Raw genomic sequence first — 18,190 nt, 5'->3', positions numbered from 1 at the left:
GAGGACGCGGCGCACTCCGTAGCCGCAACTTCTGGCCCAATCATTGAAGCTCCGCAGCAATAACCGCCCTAGGATCAGAGCCAAGCCCGCTAGGGGCACGGTGTAAACAATTACCAAGCGTGATAGTGAGACCGAGCGGACAAAGAAAGCCCCGACCAAGACAAGACCCACCGCCAGCACCAGCCCCAACAGCGCGGTCACGCTCTCATCAAACCGGGCCTCCCGCCGACTGGGACGATAGAGCCCCAGGACCATCAAAACCCCGACCAGACTCAGCCCGTTCGCTAGGGCATAGGTCAGGTAGATTTCTAAATTCAGAAGGGTGTTGGGTGCCAGAGAACGCAACCAATAGGAAAGCAAGTAGGCCCCCAAAACGGCTAACCCATCGCTGAGGACGGTCAGGGGCAACAGGACTAGACCATACCAGTGCTGTTTTAACATGAGCTTTAATGTACCATCCGCTCCGCAACTGTAGTTAGTCCCCGCTCAATCCGGTCTAATTCCTGGGGCGTGTTGCAGTTAAAAAACATCTCCTGTGGTGCGCCCATCGCTTCTTGGACCCGGACTAGAGTCAGCCAATCCTGAAAGGACCGCCCGCCTTTGTGCAAAAATGCACGCACTGAGGCTAGGGCTGAGCGGCGGTAAAAGCCACAGAGCGGTTCCCAGGCTTGCTGAGAGCGTGGTAACAGGGCCAGTACGGTCTCAGGCAAGACAACTAGGGCCGCTCGCCAAGTAAGCAAAACCTGGGGGTCCAACCGGGGCAGGTCACAGGCCAACAGCAGGACCCATTCAGTCTGGACCACGGCTAAACCCTGGGCAAACCCCGCTAGGGGACCTTGGGCAATGTCGTCCTTCACCCAGCGGCAACTGGGCAGGAGCTGCTGATAACGTTCGGGCCAAGGTGTGACGGCGTAGAGGGGCGATCCTGGCAGGACTTGGTGGGCGACTTGGTGGACGCGCTGGAGTAAAGGCACCCCCTGGACCTTGAGCAGAGCCTTGTCCTGACCCATCCGCGAACTCTGCCCCCCACACAGGAGCAGCCCACTACAGGCCATGGCTCACCAACTGAAACTCCCAGAGCGCGGGCAAAAAGTTACGGTTCTCGTGGCCCGCCCGACTCAGCTTGAGCAGGGCGAACCGTTGTTGGGGGGAGAGCTGGACCCATTGGTCATCCGTGAGTTGGATGGCGTGCTGGGCGGCTTGGTCCTGGACGCTGGACGGTAGGGCATTGCATAACCAAACTGGGTCTACGGTCATATTCTGGGGGGGGTGTCCAGTGTGAGCAGTGAGAATTTGGCACAGGTACGCCCGGTACGCCTGGATCTCCGATGGGGTAGCACAGGACAATGTGACCAATTCGGCCCGTTCCACCGGGGTCAACTGATGCCACTGGGTCAAGGTGAGCTTGAGACCACAGGTGTCCAGACTCAGCCGTACCGCCATTGGGATACAGCGCAGACTGGCAATGAAATCCGCCTCAAACCCAAAGGTCATGACGGATCCCCCATCGGGACCAAGACCGCTGCTTGCCGTTCCTCCGCCCCGAAATGTTCGATAAGCAGGGACTTGAGCAGGGCGGGTAGCTCCTCACAGGGGACGTTGGTATGGCTGACCGCTCCCAAGACGGCATCCTTGCCGACCCGTCCCCCCATCAAAATGTCCACTGCATCCACCATCTGACCGTTGATTTTCGTTTTGGTCCCAATGAGACCGATATCGCCGAGTTGGGGCTGACCGCAGGAGTTGGGACAGCCGGACCAGTGAATCCGTACGGGTTGGGGTACATCTAGTGCCTCCGCCAGGATGTGGGCGAGTTTGAGAGCCCGTTCCTTGGTCTCAATCAAAGCCAAGTTACAAAACTGTGCCCCGGTACAGGAGACTAGACCGCGCAACAGTGGGTTAGGGGCCGGGGAGAACGCTGTCAATAGAGGCTCAGCAAGCATGGCCCGGAGGTCCCGGAAATGCACATGGGGGATGAGTAAGCTCTGTTCGACCGTGAGCCGGACCTCCCCTGTACCGTAGGCATCGGCGAGACGGGCCACCTCTAGGGCTTGGGGCGCGTAAATTCGACCGACGGGGACATGCAAACCGACAAAATAATACCCCTCCTGCTTCTGGGGGTGAATTCCCACATGATCGCGCTTGTGGTAGTCAATGAATTCCTCGGATGCTGCTGGAGTGAGCGGCCCGCCCATTTGTGCTGCCACCGCCTCCCGGAACTTGGGGATACCCCAGTCCTCTAGCAGATAGATCAGACGGGCACGAGTCCGGGCCTCACGGGGACCAAACTCGCTGTAGACCCGGAGGATCGCAAGGGACAAGGGCGTGACCTGGGCCGGAAGCACGAAGCAGTCTAGGGGGAAAGCTGGGGTCGCCCGTTGGGAATTGAGGACCCCACCAACTAAGACGTTGAAACCAAGTTCTCCATCGCGGCGGGCTGGAATGAAGCCAATATCGTTGATCTCAGCGTGGGCTGAGTTCTCGCGGTCCCCGGTGATCGAGATATTAAATTTACGGGGTAGGTTGCTCAACTCAAAACTACCCAACCCATCATTGGTAATCGCGTCGTTGAGTTGCTGGACCAAAGGCCGTACGTCCATGACCTCGTTAGGGTCCAACCCCGCCACTGGGGAACCGACGACGTTACGCACATTGTCCATCCCCGACTGAACAGTAGTTAGTCCCACCGCTTGCAATTGCGCCGTGATCTGCACAATGTCCTCGATACACAGTCCACGCAACTCTAGGTTCTGGCGCGTCGTGATATCCATCTGCTGTACATCGGAACCAGCGGTCAAAATCTGGGCTAAGACCCGCAGTTGGTCACTGGTGATCACGCCGCCAGGAACCCGCAAGCGGACCATCCAACGCCCCGGTGTGCGCTTACGAAAAAACCAGCCCACCCACTTGAGCCGCTCTAGGTCGCCCTTGGCGACAGCCTGCCAGCCCAGTTGGGCAAGTTGGGCGAGTTCCGCTTGCACGGCTAACCCCGGCTTTTCGTCTTTAATCTTCTCAATCGGATTTGCCATGGTGCCACCCGGTGTGGTGTATCCCTAGGAAACAGCGATTACCACTGGACATATGTATCAGAACGAACATAAAGCTGCTGACTCTCGTTTTTGCTCATGGCTTCAATAACTAAAGTGAATCAATAGGACTAGGAGCATCGGCCTAGGGCGAATCAAGTATTTTGTATTTTTAGATACTTTAATTATTTTAAGAATTAATAGTGTATCAAAATATACGATTTAATGGTAAACTTGAAAAGTGTTGTGTCCAGGTTTGGCTCACTCCACACATGACCTGAATTACTTAACTCCTGGAGGTTGTTATGTCCCCGAATGCCATCCTTGACCGTAATGCCCCCGAGTCCACCCGTGAGTTGACCCGCAAATTAGTCTCCACTCAGGCCCAATCGGCCCGTCGTCAGCGTCAAGGACTGCTTATGCGGAGCGTCCGCACCCTCGCAGCTGGGGTTGCTGCTACTTGAGTGATTCGCCCAAAGGGGACGGTGGGTAACGTGCTAGGCTCAAAATAGGGAGCTAACCCGGGAGTTTTGCCGATGCCCACGTCCCCCTTTTTGGGACCTGTCTTGACTGCGATGGTGACACCGTTTTCCTCCACGGGTGGAGTAGACTACGCCACTGCTGAAAAATTAGCTGTCCATCTTGTTGACCAGGGTTCTGATGGCTTGGTTCTCGCCGGGACTACGGGCGAATCGCCCACCCTGACTTGGACCGAGGAATACGAACTTTTTCAAGTGGTTCTTAAGGCCGTGGGCGGACGTGCCCGCCTAATCGCCGGAACGGGCTCCAACTGTACCCGTGAAGCTATTGAAGCCACCCAGAAAGCCGCCCGACTGGGCTTAGATTGTTCTCTACAAGTCTGTCCCTACTACAACAAACCCTCGCAAGAGGGTCTATACCAACATTTTGTGCAGATTGCGCGTGCTTCGGACCTGCCCATCCTCATTTACAACATTCCAGGGCGGACTGGCGTGGGTCTGACTGCCGAGACCGTAGCACGGTTGGCCCTCGAACCGGGCATCCTGGGCATCAAAGAAGCCAGTGGTACGGTGGACCAGACGATGGCAATCCGAGCGTTGGTCAGTCCTGAGTTTTTAATTTACTCCGGGGATGACGCGCTGACCTTACCCCTGTTGAGTCTAGGGGCGTGCGGGGTGATCAGTGTGGCCTCGCACCTCGTCGGTCCCCACATCCAACGGCTGATTGCCTGTTACCGACAAGGGGATAGCGCGGAGGCACAGCGGATTCATTACCGGCTTTACCCTTTATTTAAGGCTTTGTTTCTGTGTACAAACCCGAGTCCAGTGAAAGCGGCCTTGGCCTGTCAGGGGTGGGCGGGGATGTCCCTGCGCTTGCCCTTAGTTGCCGCCCTATTGCCCGTCGTAACTGAGATCAAGAATTGCTTAGCTGAACTGGAGCTACTGCCTTGAATGGCTCTAGCCCGGTGAGTGATTTTTTAGATGATTGTTATGGCAGTTGGTTTACACCCCAGTTAACTTTTCCCCAGTTGACAGAACCCCGGGTAGCTCAAGCTCTGGGCATTGTGGCAGGGGTTAATTTCTTAGAAGGTTTGCGTTTAGGGGGCGCACTAGGAGGAATGATCCAACTTGTGAGTGGGATTCTCGGTTGGCTAGTCCTCAATGGCCTACTCTGGCTACTTTTGACAATTTTTCAACGGGCGGTGAGTTACCCCCGGCTTTTGACCTTGACGGGGTTTGCTAGCTTGCCCTGGTTAATTTTGCCCCCGGCCCAGACCCTCGGCGGGGTAGTTGGTCAGGTTGTAACCGTGGGGGTATTGGTCTGGTTTGTGGCCCTCCAGACTTGGGCCGTAGCGGTGGCAAGCGAGCTGGCTTGGTGGCGTATCGCCCTCCTCGTCCCCTTCACCTTTGTGGGTGCCCTGATCGCCCTCAATTGGACGGTCAACAGTCTATTGACCACCACAGGGTTGAGTTAACCCTCGGTGCAGGTCCCGCCCGCTGCTTCAATCTTGGCCCTAGCTCCAGCGGTGAAATGCGTGGCGGTGATGTGGATGGGTACGGTGATCTCGCCATTGCCCAAGACGCGCAAATTACCATTTTTGTTGACCATCCCAGCGGTCGCCAACAACGCCTGGGTGACTCGGCTCCCGGCGGGCAAGATGGCGAGACGAGCGACGCTAATCTCGACGGTTGCTTCGCGGTTGGGATTGGGGAAATGGCTCAGTTTGGGTAATCGGCGATAAAGGGGCGTCTGACCCCCTTCAAATCCAGGCCGCACCCCGCCCCCACTCCGACAGTTCTGGCCACGCATCCCGCGCCCACTGGTCTTGCCCTGACCCGCTGCGTGGCCCCGGCCTACGCGCTGTTTGTTCCGTAAACGGGCACCCGCTTGGGGTTGTGCATCGGCAAATCTCACAGTCGAACTCCCGGTATCTAAGCGGCAATTTCTAAATATAAGCCAAGGACTGAGGCTACGGCAAGGTCCACCTTATTTAGTTAGCTTTTTAGGCCACGCACCCTTGCGACGGGTCAACCCATTGGCTACTATAACTAAGGTACATTCGGGCGTCGCCAAGCGGTAAGGCAGCTGGTTTTGGTCCAGCCATTCCGAGGTTCGAATCCTTGCGCCCGAGCCACTTTTCATCACTACTCATAGCCGGAAATTCTCACCCAGGTAAAATTCACGGACTTGGGGATTTTCAGCCAGTTGCGCGGGATTGCCCTCTGCCAAGATGTAGCCATCGTGCAGGATATAGGCCCGGTCAGTGATTGCCAGGGTTGCCGCTACATTGTGGTCGGTGATCAAAATACCAATACCACGGGTCTTCAGGCGGGCGAGCATTTGCTGGATCTCGTTGACGGTAATGGGGTCCACCCCAGCAAAAGGTTCATCAAGCAGTAAAAAATGGGGGTCTTCTTTGCCAGCGGCGAGGGCACGGGCAATCTCAACCCGTCGTTTTTCACCGCCCGAGAGTTGTAACCCGAGACTCTTGCGGACAGGATGCAAGTTGAACTCGGTAAGCAAGGCCTGACTGCGGACTTGCCAGAGGGCAGGGGGTACGCCAGTCTGTTCCATCACTAAGAGTAAATTGTCTTCCACAGAGAGCTTACGGAAGACGCTGTGTTCTTGAGCTAGATAGGCGATCCCTAGGCGGGAGCGTTCATTCATCGGTACCGTTGTGATATCGCGCTGGTCTAAGCAGACCTGCCCATGGTCAGGCCGCTCTAACCCACAAATGACATAGAACGTGGTCGTCTTCCCGGCCCCATTCCCCCCGAGGAGTCCGACGACCTCGCCTTGCTCAAGTTGGAGGGTGATGTCTTTGACAATGAGCCGCTTACCGTAGCTTTTGCGGAGATTCTCGACGCTTAGTTTCATATTTTGAACCTAGCACAGTCACTGCTAGATACCCTCAGCTAGGGCTAGGAGGAGTTTTTCGCCCATCGCCTGACAGCCCACCTGGGTCATACCCTCAGCCATGATGTCCCCGGTACGATAACCCTGGTCTAGGACCCGCGCCACGGCCTGTTCAATCTGGGCCGCAGCGGTGGTTTCCTGGAGACCGTAGCCGAGGAGCATGGCGGCGGAGAGGACTTGGGCTAGGGGGTTGGCCCGGTCTTGGCCCGCGATGTCAGGGGCCGAGCCATGGACGGGTTCAAAGACTCCCGGACCTTCCCCCAAGGAGGCCGAGGGCAGCATCCCAATCGAACCCGTCAGCATCGCCGCCTCATCAGAGAGGATGTCCCAAAACAGGTTCTCTGTCAGGATCACGTCAAACTGTTTGGGCCAGCGGATGAGCTGCATCGCGCAGTTATCTACATAGAGATGGTTGAGGGTGACATCGGGGAAGTCCAGAGCGACCCGGCTGACCACCTCGCGCCAGAGCCGAGAGACTGCCAATACGTTCGCTTTATCCACCGAGGTTACGAGTTTACGGCGGCTCTGGGCTGATTTAAAAGCGACCCGACTGATGCGCTCAATCTCCGATTCGCTGTAGGTCATCGTGTTGACCCCCCGCCGTTCGCCTTTCTTCTCGGGGAAGATGCCCTGGGGTTGTCCAAAATACAAGCCGCCCGTGAGTTCGCGGACTACGAGTAAATCTACACCTGTGACGACTTCGGGTTTGAGGGAGGAAGCGGCGACGAGTTGGGGGCGGACGGTGGCGGGGCGCAGGTTGGCGTAGAGTCCCAGCCCAGAGCGCAGACCAAGCAGGCCCTGTTCTGGGCGGCGGGGATGGTCATCCCAGACCGGACCGCCCACGGCTCCAAGTAAGATGGCATCACTAGCGCGGCATTGTTCTAGGGTCGCCTCGGGTAAGGGCTCGCCGGTCAGGTCAATCGCCTGTCCGCCAAAGGGAGCTGCGGTGAAATTGAGGTGGAATTGGCAGTTGCGGCTGACTTGCGCCAGGACCGCACGGGCCACACCCATGATCTCAGGTCCGATGCCATCCCCAGCCAGGAGGGTAATTTGATAAGTTTTCATAGTCACGTTTAGCCCAGGTCCTCCCCAACCTACCGTGCGGGCTGCCCCCAAACAAGTGTGAGCTTGATCACACGCGGGACCCTATGCCTTTGACATATTAACTGCAAGGGAATTGGGTTCCTTGAACAAGGAAACAGGGGTCTAGCAGCAATGCCGGACCCTTTTTTAACGCGCACCGGGGACCCGCACGAAGAGTTTGAGTAGTTGCCGGACCAAGATATTGAGCAGGATGTAGACCAACAACGCTACCCCATAGGTTGCCGCGCCACTGGGGACCAACGGGAAATACTTCTGACCCCAGGAGAGGACGGGTTCTGCCAAACTATCGGCGAATCCTTTGATGAGTTTGAGTAGGCTATCGGGACTTTTGTCCCACCCCAACAGAGCCAAGCTCCCCTGCCACGCCAACACTAGCACCACCCCGAGGGTAGCCCCATTGACCAAGCGAGTGAGCTCATTGATCATGTTGGCCCGTTTGACCAGACGCTCATTTTTACTAATGCGTTTTGCTGCGACGCGTGTATTCATGCTGCTCACCCCGGATTATTCCCAGTATAACTACTTAAAAATCTACAATACTCGGCGGCAGGTACCGTATTTTACTTAGGTATCACAAAAGCCTTGTTATTCGTTGTTAGACCGTTGAGCTTATGTACTGGCTAGTATTCCAAATCTTCTTCAATAAGCTTAGCGTCCTTCATAAGGCTTTTTAAAGTCCCTTTTGGTAAATCCCGATTACTATGAACGGGTATGGAAAGAACAACCTCAATGCCGTCTTTTGTATGTAATGTGATGCCTACCAGTAATTCGTTTTAGCGTCCAGTCATGCCCTTTCACAATCTTGCAAAGTGCTTTACCGGAAATATAACTCAACGAGTTGTTTCTCTGGTTCAAGCTTCTCTCGTTCACTCGGGGATTGAAGCGTGTCAGTGTCGCAAGGAGCGCATTCAACGCAACCATATGGCTGTGCGCTGCTGGTGTAGGTACGTCTTAAAGACTTAGCCTATCGCACAGGCCAAACCATCTATCAACTCAAGCAGGGACTACGCTCTGGGTGCTTGATGCAGCAACTGAAGCCTTGCTAGGCCGATGGCTCTTGCGTAAGTCCTGACTAAATTGGGCTTGCACTTGAGGGGCCAAAGCTAGTAAACCCATACTCACACTCATTAAGGACAACTGCCGAAGGTGACTCAAGGAAAATGAAGCACTCAATAAATTCATGGGATATCCCTCATGATTGAAGTACAGAGTGAAAAATGGAGGTTTACTTGTGTTATGCACTGCAAAACTAAGGTGTCAAGCCGTTCCCTACCGTAATGAAGCCACGAGTCGAGGGAGCAATGCGTTCAATTGCTGACCGTGGAGTTGGTACATGTCTACTTTTTGTTTATACATCGCAAGGTCTAGCTCATAGGCAGCTTGTTTGTAGGTGCCAGTTTTACGGGCCTTGGCTTCAATTTGCTTGAGCAGTTTGGGCATGACTTGGACGGCTTGTTTTAGGAATTCTACGTACTTGGTTAGCAGACGGTAATATTCCGCCAACAACGGGTCCGGGCTGGTTGCCTGTTGAACCGTGTGGGCCTGGGTCTCCACAGCCATAACCAAGTCCGTCGTCATCTCCGTCAGCGGTAAAAGGGCCTGCCGCAATGCGTCGTACTGGTTCCAGCCAAAGGTATTTTTCCAGGAAAACAGTTGCTCGTGCAGTTGTAGGTATTGGCCCAAAGCGGTCTCGGCTCTTTCGGTTAGCTCTAGGGCGGCGATTTTAGCCGCCGTCATTCCGGGACCGTCCGGGCATGACGTAACATCTCGCCTAGGGAATCTCCGCCGTATTTCTTCTGGAGTTCTTGGGCAATCACCCAGGCAACCATCGCTTCACAGACCACGCCCCCCGCTGGAACCGCGCAAGTGTCGGAGCGTTCGTAATGGGCAGCAAAAGCCTCATGGGTAAGGAGGTCTACGGATTGCAGAGCATTTCGCATCGTCGGTAAGGGTTTGAGGCTAGCCCGGACCAAGACGGGTTGTCCGTTCGTCATCCCGCCCTCAATCCCGCCAGCATGATTAGAAGCACGGCAGATTTCACCCTGGGGTCCGGTCTGGAATTCATCCTGTACTTCTCGCCCGACTCGTTGGGCCGCCATCGTGCCCACCCCGATTTCCACGGCCTTGACCGTGTGGACCGACATCACCGCCCCCGCCAATAACCCATCCAAGCGACGGTCGTAGTGGACATGGGACCCTAGACCAATTGGCACATCCCCATAGACAACAATTTCCACCGTCCCGCCCAGGGTATAGCCCCCCTTCGCCGCCGCCACAATCCGTTCCCGTAAACGACTGTAACTGTCCGGGTCTGTGCGGAGATCGTTGGTCTCCACCTGGGCAAAAAACTCCTTCCACTCACTAAAGGTTGGTAATTCCGGTCGCGGCTCAGCCAGCACCCCGCCAATCCCGAGGACATGGGAATGGACATGGATATTAAATTGACGCAGCAGTTGTTTCGCCACCGCTCCCGCCGCCACCCGCGAAGTCGTCTCACGGGCACTGGAGCGTTCGAGGATATTGCGGACATCGCTCAAGCCGTACTTAATCGCACCGGGGTAATCAGCATGACCGGGCCGCAAGCGGGTAATTGCCCTGGCTTCGACCTGGGCACGAATCGCCGGGTCATCCAGGTCCACGGGCGTGACGGACATCGGGACTTGCCAATTCTGGAAATCGCGGTTGACTAGACTCATCGCAATTGGTGAACCGATCGTCCGCCCGAGGCGCACCCCGCCCCGGAACGTGACCTCATCCTTCTCAATCGTCATCCGTCCGCCCCGCCCAAACCCAATCTGACGGCGGGCCAAGTCCTGATTAATGTCATCAGGCAACAGGGGTAAATCAGCCGGGACCCCTTCCACAATGATGTCTAGCCCCGGCCCATGGGACTCCCCGGCAGTCAAAAAGCGCATAAATTACCTGGAGCGTATCCCCAGGATAGACCGCTCATGACCATTGATCCGCCCAGAACAACGCCTCTAACAGACTATCTGCCCGCGCCACGCCCTGCCCGACGATATCAAAGGCCGTTCCGTGGTCCGGGGAGGTCCGCAAAAAAGGTAGCCCCACGGTCATATTCACCGCTTGGTCAAAGGCCAACAACTTCAAGGGGATCAAACCTTGGTCATGGTACAAAGCCAAATAACCATCGGGGGCCGGGACCGATTCAAACCAAGCCCGTCCCGCTTTGACCCACAACGTATCCGGGGGCACCGGACCCTCAACGAGTGGGTAATCCTGCAAAAGTGGGATGAGCCAATCCTGCTCCTCCCTCCCCAACTGTCCCCCCTCACCACTGTGGGGGTTGAGTCCCGGAACGCTAATCCGGGGTTCCACCAATTTAAAAATTTTAGTTAAGGTCCTCGTCAGTAAATCTAATTTTTGACGGACCAAACCTGCATTGAGAACCAAGGGCACTTGAGCCAATGGGAGATGGGTTGTTGCAAGCAGCACCCGCCAACACCAACCTGTGTGGGGCGAACGGGCCACGAAGAACATCCCGTAATCCGGGTAGCCTTGAGCCAAGACTTCCGTTTGACCAGGGTAAATATGTCCCGCCTGATGCCAAGCAGTCTTAGAAATCGGCCCAGTCACAATCGCACGGGTCTCCCCTTGCCGGGTCGCTGTGATTGCCGTACTCAAATAATTAAAACTTGCGGCCCCACTGCTTGCTTGGTTCTGGGCGGGGATAAAAGCTGGTGTAGGGAGGTCAATAATAGTCAGGGTATCGGGATCAGCGAGAACGGCACGGTTTTTTAACTGCTGGTAGGTCTCCTGAAGGACCTCCTTATTCCCGAAAACAAGACAACGTTCTCGCCAAACCGGAACAGCAAGGGCTTTGAGGACAATTTCCGGGCCGATTCCCGCCGGGTCGCCCAGGGTCAAGGCTAAGGGCTTCATGGACGGGCCAAAAGCCGTTCGTCATCTAAGCGTAAAGGCTGGGGCAGACGGTGGGGCTGGTTCCAACCGTGGAAGTCGTGGCCTCCCGTCACCTGTTTATCCAAACGGAGCGCAATCGAACGCCAGTGTTCTCGTGCCGCCGGAGAGTGACTAGGGTGATAGACTTCGAGGGCATCTACCCTTTCCAAAAAATCTTCATGCATCGCCTGAGGATAGCGTTGGGGATGGGCGACAGAGACCTTGCCATCCGCCCGGTGCAACAGATTTACCGCTTCCGTTACCGCTAGAAACTCCGGGGCCTTACCTACTTCCCGATAACGGCCCTGGATACGACAGGCTTCATTGAGGATGGTGTGGGCCGAAATTCCCTGCTCCATCAAAGCTTGGATTGCCTGGGACCGCTCTTCCAGAGACTGGGGAAGCTGTTTCACGCCGAGATTAACCAGGGTCTCCAGCCAGACTTGGAGCGAATAATCATAGAACTGCTGGGAATACTCCAAAAGTTCCGGGGTCATCGTCAGGCCATAGCCGAGGAGGTGGACTTCCGTGGCGGTGCGTTCACACAGCCCCGACATCTCAATCCCGCCCGCTACATTGGAGGGCAGGTCTAACCCCAACCAGCTATGGACAGTGTTGTGGTCGGTGATGACGAGCCACTCGTAATTCTGTTGACGGGCTTGATCCAGTAATTGCTGGGGCGTGAAGAAACCGTCACTGGCGTTGGTGTGGTTGTGGAGACCGAGGTGAATGGGATGCCGGGACATGGCGGTGCCTCTATTAGATGTAGGATTCACCCCATGGACGCGACCCAGGAGCCGGGGTGCTGACCTGGGCCAATCTTAACGTTTATTCACGATAAGTTGGCGGCTCACAAACTAATCCGATACATCAGCCCAACGGATGATTAGTGGTATAGCCCATGCGCCTGGATGTAGGTCAAAACCTGGGGCGGCAAACTTGTTGGCGTTGCACCCGCTGCCAATTCCGTACGCAGCGTATGACTGGTATGGGGAGGAATCCTCCGGGTCAGGGTCAAGACGGGCAAACCGCCGACAGTGGGTTGCTGAGCCGTCGTTCCGTCCCGTGCCACCTCGACAAACCCCTGAATCCGTGCAATTAAAAGCTGAAAAGCATACCACTGTTCTACCTGGGCCAACGCATCGCTACCCAAGGCCACCCAGAGCTTCCGGTCAGGATGCAGGTAGTGAATAATTGCGGCACTCTCCGCCGTCCACGGGCTAGTGAATTCAGAATGATGTTGAATATGCGGCGCAAGGCCCTGAATGGTCAGAGCAAGCATCTGTTGACGATGTAGCAGGCTGGCCCCATGGGAAGTTTTTAGGGGATTATCCACCGCCCAACACCAGACTTCATCGAAATATTCGCCTACTAAGCGCATCATCGCCCGGTGGCCCAAGTGGGGCGGGTCCGCACTCAATCCATACAAAGCTAGTCGTGTCATTCCTACCCCCCCAAAACCGTCCGCCCCCACCGGATTCGGAGGGGGCGGTCTGGTCGGGCGCGTAGCCCCTATCCAACTGCCAAGAGATTCGTAACCTTACAGAACCCGTCCCGGCGCACAGTTAGCTAGAAGTCCACCAAAACCCAAGCGTTTACTACCTTCGGTCATGTGCACCACCTCCTCTTTCCTAATTGGTTCGCGCTGACAGGTTAACTATTTATTTATAGCAACTGCGGTCGTGAGTGCCTAGGGGGTAGAGCTAATTTGTACAGAGTTTCGCGCATTTGCGGGTTATGGGTTGTGGGTAGAATAGTTTTAATCACCGTTGGGTTGCCTGTGGACATTTTACTTGGTGGTCGGCGCACAGCCCGCCGTGCCTACGGCATTGATGAAATCGCCTTGGTCCCTGGAGCCCGGACGGTGGACCCCCAATTGACGGAGACCACCTGGACCCTGGGCGGGATCAGCCGTGAAATCCCCATCCTCGCCAGTGCCATGGACAGTGTGGTGGATGTACAACAGGCCATCCGACTCAGTCAACTCGGGGCAATTGGCGTTCTCAACCTCCAGGGTGTCCAAACTCGTTATGCGGAACCTGAGGCAGTCCTCACCGAGATCGCCAGCGTCAGCCGGGACGAATATGTGACCCTGATGCAACGGCTTTACCGCGCTCCCGTCCAACCTGAACTTGTCCAAGCCCGGATTCGGCAGATCAAAGCAGCGGGGGGAATTGCAGCGGTGAGTGCGACTCCCCAGGATGCGGCGTACCTGGGTCCTCTGGCGGCAGCGGCAGGGGCGGATTTATTTTTTGTCCAAGCGACAGTTATCTCGACGGACCATCTGGCTCCCCAGGGGGTAACACCCTTGGACTTGGCACGGTTCATCCAGGAAATGCCCATCCCGGTCATCGTCGGCAACTGTGTCACCTATGATATTGCGCTGGATCTGATGCGGACGGGGGCTGCTGCCCTCTTGGTCGGGATTGGGCCGGGGGCAGCCTGTACCTCACGCGGCGTATTAGGAATTGGGATTCCCCAGGTGACCTCAGTAGCCGATTGTGCCGCCGCTCGTGATGACTATTTGGCTGAGACGGGCTGCTATGTGCCCGTGGTGGCAGACGGCGGGATTATCACTGGGGGCGACCTCTGTAAAAGTATTGCGTCTGGGGCGGATGCCGTCATGATCGGTTCGCCTTTGGCACGAGCCGAAGGGGCACCAGGGCAAGGCTTTCATTGGGGGATGGCAACCCCCAGCCCGGTCCTACCCAGGGGAACACGCATCAAAGTCGGCACCACCGGCACCCTGGAGGAAATCCTACGCGGTCCCGCCCGCTACGACGACGGCACCCACAACCTCCTAGGGGCACTCAAGACCTGTATGGGTACCCTGGGGGCTAAGGATCTCCGGCAGATGCAGCAAGTCGAGATTGTCGTTGCCCCTTCTCTCCTAACTGAGGGGAAGGTCTACCAAAAAGCCCAACAATTAGGGATGGGCAAGTCCTAAACCATCGGAGACCGCCATGTTGATGTCAACTACCCGTCACATTCATATTTTTGCTGGGGAGATCGTCGGGGAAGATCGCATCGTCAATGACCATGTCCTCACCCTGGACATAGACCCGGACAATGAGTTTGTCTGGAATGAAACCGCCTTGCAAAAAGTCCGCGCCAATTTTGGGACCCTGGTCGCTCAGGCCCAAGGCGAGGACTTGACCGAATACAATCTGCGTCGCATCGGCTCAGACCTAGAACATCTAATTCGGACGATGATCCAAGCTGGTGAAATCGCCTATAACCTCGAACACCGGGTTATCAATTACAGCATGGGCCGTCCCCGCATTGCTCCAGAATAAGTTGGTCTGGGTCAAAATTGAGGCGATCCTTGCGTAAAAAATGACATCCGGCTCTAGATTCTTGACAGGAACCTAAATATCATTCTAATGTAAATAGAATTTGTAGCTTAAGGACACGCTATTGGTGGTGTTGGCCCATACTCCCGTCCTCTTAGCTGAGTGCCTCAAGGCCCTGGCTCCCCAAGCGGGCGGGCTTTATTTGGACGCCACTGTCGGCTTTGGGGGTCATAGTCGTGCGCTCTTAGAAGTTGCTGAGACAACGGTGATTGCCTTGGACCAAGACCCTTTGGCGTTGCAATTAAGTCTGGAGAATTTAGCGCAATTTGGCTCACGGGTGCAGGGGGTCCGGGTTAATTTTGCGGATTTTGAACCCACCGCGCTCTTAGGGGAGCAGTTTGGTGGCTTTCAGGGGATCTTGGCGGACTTGGGGGTGAGTTCTTTGCAGTTGGACCGGGCGGAGCGCGGGTTTAGTTGGCGTGAGAGCGGACCCCTGGATATGCGAATGGGGACCGGGGAGACGACTGCTGCGGATCTAGTGAACTTCGCCTCGGAAGTCGAGCTCGCCCGGATCTTCCATGAGTACGGCGAGGAACGTTTCTCGCGTCGGATTGCTCGCTCTCTGGTGGAGACCCGCGCCCGGACACCCTTCACGACGACGACGGAGCTTGCCGACCATGTGGCCCGTGTCATTGGCTATCGTCAAAAAATTCACCCCGCCACCCGCGTCTTTCAGGGCTTACGGATTGCCGTCAATGACGAACTCGGTGCCTTAGACCGTTTCCTCACTAAGGCTACTCAGTGGCTTGCTGTGGGTGGAGTTCTGGCGGTGATTAGTTTTCATTCCCTAGAAGACCGCCGGGTGAAGTGGAGTTTTCGCCGTGACCCGGACCTAGAAATCTTGACCCCCAAGCCGCTCACCCCCAGTCTTGAGGAGCAACGGCACAATCCCCGCTCGCGCTCCGCCAAGTTACGTTATGCCCGCCGTATTGTGAGGAATCCCCATGACCGCTCTGCTTAAGCCCACCCGTCTTCGTCCCGCTCCCGTGCTGGTTCCGGCTCCAGCCCCAGTCCCTTTCTTGCTCACCTTCATCCTCGGTGCCCGTCGTGTCCTCGTCGCCTTGGTGGTGGTCGGGTTGGTGGTCCTGGCTGGGGGCTATTGGTGGACCGTCCAGACCCAACAGCATTGGGCGGAGTCTTATCAACAGTTACAACGGTTGACCCAGCACACCCGTGATCTAGAGTGGGCCACCGCCGCCCTTGAAGGCCAAATCACCCCGGCGCAACCGGGCGGCTTAGTCCCGCCGCGCCCCGAGCAACTGTTGGTCCTCCCCCAGGCGAGTCCCCGGCTCACCACGCCCTTGCCCGCTGCTCCCGTCACTCTGGTTGCTCTACCCCTGGCGTACTGATGATGAGATCCCCCCGGCCCCAAACCAAAAAAGAAGTCTGGCGTTACTGGTTGGTGGGGGCAGCCTTGGTGCTGGCCCCTGTCGGCCTGGGTGTCCGCGCTTGGTCCCTCTCCCAAAATCCCGACCTCCGGGTCCGGGCCGTAGACCAACAGACCCGCCCCCTAGACCCCTTCATTCCGCGCTTGACGATGGTGGACCGCCGCCAAAATATCCTAGCTACGGACCAAGTTCTCTACACCCTCTATGCTCACCCGAGGGTCTTTTACACTGAGGCCAAAAAACAGGTGGAGCAAACCCAACGCGGTGAACCCCAACCCGGCTTGATCCAAGCCACCTTTAGCCAACAGACCCAGGTTGCCGCCCGACTACTCGCTCCTCTCCTCAAGCAACCCGCCCCAGCCCTACTTGCACTATTGAGGGACCAAAAAGAATCCACAGTGGTCCTTTCGCGCCGGGTAGATGAGGCGACCTTCCGCCGTATCCAGAGTTTAATTATTCCGCGCACTCTGGTGGAAGATAAGCTACTCCCCAGTTATCTAGCCCAGAATTTTAAAGAGAAAGTCCCCAAACTGACGATCCCTGGCCTAGAGTTCCAGACACGCCGTCAACGGACCTACCCCCTAGGTACCGATGTCGCGCCCATAGTCGGGTTCGTGGACTATGACGGTAAGGGCCGCGCTGGGATTGAGCAGTATTACGAAAAACAGATGGTAGTAGACCGCCCCGCCCAAGCCGTCAGCATCAACGGTTTCGGACAGTTACTCGCCGCCGCCCCGCCCCGGCCCCTCCTGGACGAACAGTTACACCACCGGCTACGACTGACGCTGGATGCCCGTCTCCAGAACACCGCCAACCGTGCCCTAAGTAAGGGGATGACCCTTTATAAAGCCAAGCGCGGCACCGCCATCGTCATGGACCCCCAGAGCGGAGCCATCCTCGCCCTCGCCGTCGCCCCCAGTTATGACAACAACAATTTCGCCCTCTACGCCAAGAACCCCAAGGTCTTCCGGCCCTGGCCCGTGACGGAGATCTATGAACCCGGTTCTACCTTTAAGCCCGTCAATATTGCCCTAGCTCTTGACAGCGGCAAAGTCAAGGCCAACGATGTCGTCTACGATCCCGGCTCGATGACACTTTCACGGCGCACGATCCGCAACTTTGATGGCAAGGGGCGCGGCAGTCTCTCCGTCACCAAAGTCCTCCAGGTCTCTAACAACATCGGCATGGTCAAACTGATGCAAAAAATGGGGGCGGCGGACTACTACGACCGACTGCGGGGGATTGGGATTGGTAAGGCCAGTGGGGTAGATTTACCCAATGAGGCCGCCGGGGTCTTCAAGGACCGCGCTCAGTTCATCCGTTACCCGATTGAGGCGGCGACCCCGGCTTTTGGACAGGGCGTGACGATGACCCCACTCCAACTTTTACGGTTTCACTGCGCCATCGCCAACGGGGGCCTACTCGTCACCCCCCATGTCGTCGAGGCCCTGACCGATGAGAACGGACGGGTCATCCGTCCATTTACCCCCGCCCCATCCAAACGGATTTTCTCGGCTGAGTCCGCTCGTCAAGTCCGGCAAATGTTAGTCCAAGTCGTCGAAGGGGGTTCGGGTAAACCCGCGCAGATCCCCGGCTACTGGGTCGGTGGCAAGACCGGGACCGCCCAAAAAGTTCTTGCCAATGGACGCGGCTACGTCGCTGGTCAGCGGGTTACGAGTTTTGTTGGGCACTTCCCCGGCGATGCCCCGCGCTATGTCGTCCTAGTGGTTTTCGATGAACCACCGGGACGGGCTTTTGGTGGGACCACTGCCGCGCCAGTCGTCCACGAGATCTTGACTGAACTCGTTGGTTTCGAGGGCATCAAACCGACGCGCCCCATAGCCCAGAGCCAAGAACGCAACGATGCTTTGAACTGAGGCGATAAGAGGAAGAGGCCCCTCCGCCCCACTTGTGGGGGACCAAGACCATGAAGACAGTAGAAAGTTCTTCTTCTTGCTCCCCTACCCTGCTTGCCTGTGCCCGACAGGGTACGGGGGAGGGG

The 18,190-nt window shown here is 56.6% G+C and carries 20 protein-coding genes, 1 tRNA gene and 2 pseudogenes; 9 read left to right on the top strand and 14 right to left on the bottom strand.

The window, feature by feature from the left end; genetic code table 11:
- The 4 genes and pseudogenes from HFM78_RS10510 to HFM78_RS10495 all read right to left on the bottom strand — a co-directional run.
- Positions 1–441: pseudogene (locus HFM78_RS10510) on the bottom strand (sugar transferase); the annotation flags it as partial.
- 5 nt (positions 442–446) lie between these two features.
- Positions 447–1,055 (bottom strand): molybdenum cofactor guanylyltransferase, encoded by a 609-nt coding sequence (locus HFM78_RS10505; protein ID WP_287129399.1) that lies wholly within the window; start codon positions 1,053–1,055, stop codon positions 447–449.
- Entirely contained in the window at positions 1,045–1,494 is a 450-nt protein-coding gene (locus tag HFM78_RS10500) for a nitrate reductase associated protein (RefSeq protein WP_287129398.1), read from the bottom strand. The genes HFM78_RS10505 and HFM78_RS10500 overlap by 11 nt, the downstream gene beginning before the upstream one ends.
- Positions 1,491–3,029, bottom strand: coding sequence for a ferredoxin--nitrite reductase (locus tag HFM78_RS10495; RefSeq protein WP_287129397.1), 1,539 nt, complete (start codon positions 3,027–3,029; stop codon positions 1,491–1,493). Before HFM78_RS10495 ends, HFM78_RS10500 begins: the two co-directional genes overlap by 4 nt.
- Before the next feature lie 302 nt (positions 3,030–3,331).
- On the opposite strand from HFM78_RS10495, the gene HFM78_RS10490 reads away from it, so the two are divergent.
- From HFM78_RS10490 to HFM78_RS10480, 3 genes are all read left to right on the top strand, one after another.
- The gene (locus HFM78_RS10490; RefSeq protein ID WP_287129396.1) at positions 3,332–3,490 is read left to right on the top strand and encodes a hypothetical protein; all 159 of its coding nucleotides are present in this window, start codon (positions 3,332–3,334) and stop codon (positions 3,488–3,490) included.
- A 72-nt stretch (positions 3,491–3,562) separates the two neighbouring features.
- Positions 3,563–4,456 (top strand): 4-hydroxy-tetrahydrodipicolinate synthase, encoded by an 894-nt coding sequence (gene dapA / locus HFM78_RS10485; protein ID WP_287129395.1) that lies wholly within the window; start codon positions 3,563–3,565, stop codon positions 4,454–4,456.
- Between the two features lie 14 nt (positions 4,457–4,470).
- Positions 4,471–4,980 carry a hypothetical protein gene (locus HFM78_RS10480; RefSeq protein ID WP_287129394.1) on the top strand — a complete coding sequence of 170 codons (510 nt, stop codon included), beginning with the start codon at positions 4,471–4,473 and terminating at the stop codon, positions 4,978–4,980.
- On the opposite strand, the gene rplO is transcribed toward HFM78_RS10480, so the two are convergent.
- The gene (gene rplO / locus HFM78_RS10475; protein WP_287129393.1) at positions 4,977–5,420 is read right to left on the bottom strand and encodes a 50S ribosomal protein L15; all 444 of its coding nucleotides are present in this window, start codon (positions 5,418–5,420) and stop codon (positions 4,977–4,979) included. The two genes, HFM78_RS10480 and rplO, sit on opposite strands and share 4 nt — an antisense overlap.
- A 145-nt stretch (positions 5,421–5,565) precedes the next feature.
- On the opposite strand from rplO, the gene HFM78_RS10470 reads away from it, so the two are divergent.
- Positions 5,566–5,640 (top strand) — tRNA-Gln (locus HFM78_RS10470).
- A gap of 14 nt (positions 5,641–5,654) precedes the next feature.
- Here the strand turns inward: HFM78_RS10470 and lptB are convergent.
- The 9 genes and pseudogenes from lptB to HFM78_RS10430 form a co-directional block, all read right to left on the bottom strand.
- Positions 5,655–6,383: an LPS export ABC transporter ATP-binding protein gene (lptB, locus tag HFM78_RS10465; RefSeq protein WP_287129392.1), complete on the bottom strand. Its 729-nt coding sequence runs from the start codon at positions 6,381–6,383 to the stop codon at positions 5,655–5,657.
- A gap of 24 nt (positions 6,384–6,407) precedes the next feature.
- Positions 6,408–7,487 (bottom strand): 3-isopropylmalate dehydrogenase, encoded by a 1,080-nt coding sequence (leuB, locus tag HFM78_RS10460; protein WP_287129391.1) that lies wholly within the window; start codon positions 7,485–7,487, stop codon positions 6,408–6,410.
- A gap of 165 nt (positions 7,488–7,652) precedes the next feature.
- Positions 7,653–8,015 carry a hypothetical protein gene (locus HFM78_RS10455; protein ID WP_287129390.1) on the bottom strand — a complete coding sequence of 121 codons (363 nt, stop codon included), beginning with the start codon at positions 8,013–8,015 and terminating at the stop codon, positions 7,653–7,655.
- Between the two features lie 131 nt (positions 8,016–8,146).
- Positions 8,147–8,360, bottom strand: a pseudogene (locus HFM78_RS16330) (type II toxin-antitoxin system HicA family toxin).
- 435 nt (positions 8,361–8,795) lie between these two features.
- Positions 8,796–9,263: a hypothetical protein gene (locus tag HFM78_RS10450; RefSeq protein ID WP_287129389.1), complete on the bottom strand. Its 468-nt coding sequence runs from the start codon at positions 9,261–9,263 to the stop codon at positions 8,796–8,798.
- Complete coding sequence (aroC, locus tag HFM78_RS10445; protein ID WP_287129388.1) at positions 9,260–10,441, bottom strand: chorismate synthase; 1,182 nt, start codon at positions 10,439–10,441, stop codon at positions 9,260–9,262. The genes HFM78_RS10450 and aroC overlap by 4 nt, the downstream gene beginning before the upstream one ends.
- Positions 10,442–10,475: 34 nt before the next feature.
- A complete protein-coding gene (pdxA, locus tag HFM78_RS10440; RefSeq protein WP_287129387.1) occupies positions 10,476–11,429 on the bottom strand; it encodes a 4-hydroxythreonine-4-phosphate dehydrogenase PdxA in 954 nt (317 codons plus the stop codon).
- Complete coding sequence (locus tag HFM78_RS10435) at positions 11,426–12,193, bottom strand: PHP domain-containing protein (protein WP_287129386.1); 768 nt, start codon at positions 12,191–12,193, stop codon at positions 11,426–11,428. The genes pdxA and HFM78_RS10435 overlap by 4 nt, the downstream gene beginning before the upstream one ends.
- A 140-nt stretch (positions 12,194–12,333) precedes the next feature.
- Complete coding sequence (locus tag HFM78_RS10430; RefSeq protein ID WP_287129385.1) at positions 12,334–12,891, bottom strand: hypothetical protein; 558 nt, start codon at positions 12,889–12,891, stop codon at positions 12,334–12,336.
- 336 nt (positions 12,892–13,227) lie between these two features.
- Here HFM78_RS10430 and HFM78_RS10425 point away from each other — a divergent pair, with 336 nt between their 5' ends.
- The 5 genes from HFM78_RS10425 to HFM78_RS10405 all read left to right on the top strand — a co-directional run bounded on the left by HFM78_RS10425 (position 13,228) and on the right by HFM78_RS10405 (position 18,065).
- Positions 13,228–14,394 carry a GuaB3 family IMP dehydrogenase-related protein gene (locus HFM78_RS10425; RefSeq protein ID WP_287129384.1) on the top strand — a complete coding sequence of 389 codons (1,167 nt, stop codon included), beginning with the start codon at positions 13,228–13,230 and terminating at the stop codon, positions 14,392–14,394.
- Positions 14,395–14,410: 16 nt separating this feature from the next.
- On the top strand, positions 14,411–14,743 hold the full coding sequence (gene ndhM / locus HFM78_RS10420) for an NAD(P)H-quinone oxidoreductase subunit M (protein ID WP_287129383.1): 333 nt from the start codon (positions 14,411–14,413) through the stop codon (positions 14,741–14,743).
- Positions 14,744–14,870: 127 nt separating this feature from the next.
- Complete coding sequence (rsmH, locus tag HFM78_RS10415) at positions 14,871–15,761, top strand: 16S rRNA (cytosine(1402)-N(4))-methyltransferase RsmH (protein ID WP_287129382.1); 891 nt, start codon at positions 14,871–14,873, stop codon at positions 15,759–15,761.
- On the top strand, positions 15,745–16,149 hold the full coding sequence (locus HFM78_RS10410) for a hypothetical protein (protein WP_287129381.1): 405 nt from the start codon (positions 15,745–15,747) through the stop codon (positions 16,147–16,149). The genes rsmH and HFM78_RS10410 overlap by 17 nt, the downstream gene beginning before the upstream one ends.
- On the top strand, positions 16,149–18,065 hold the full coding sequence (locus HFM78_RS10405) for a penicillin-binding protein 2 (RefSeq protein ID WP_287129380.1): 1,917 nt from the start codon (positions 16,149–16,151) through the stop codon (positions 18,063–18,065). The genes HFM78_RS10410 and HFM78_RS10405 overlap by 1 nt, the downstream gene beginning before the upstream one ends.
- The last annotated feature ends 125 nt before the right edge of the window (positions 18,066–18,190 follow it).

Origin of the sequence: Candidatus Cyanaurora vandensis (assembly GCF_013285555.1) — a bacterium.
In the GTDB taxonomy this organism is placed as follows: domain Bacteria; phylum Cyanobacteriota; class Cyanobacteriia; order Gloeobacterales; family Anthocerotibacteraceae; genus Cyanaurora; species Cyanaurora vandensis.
The sequence above is the reverse complement of the archived record's forward strand: the minus strand, read 5'-3'. Positions and strand labels throughout refer to the sequence as shown.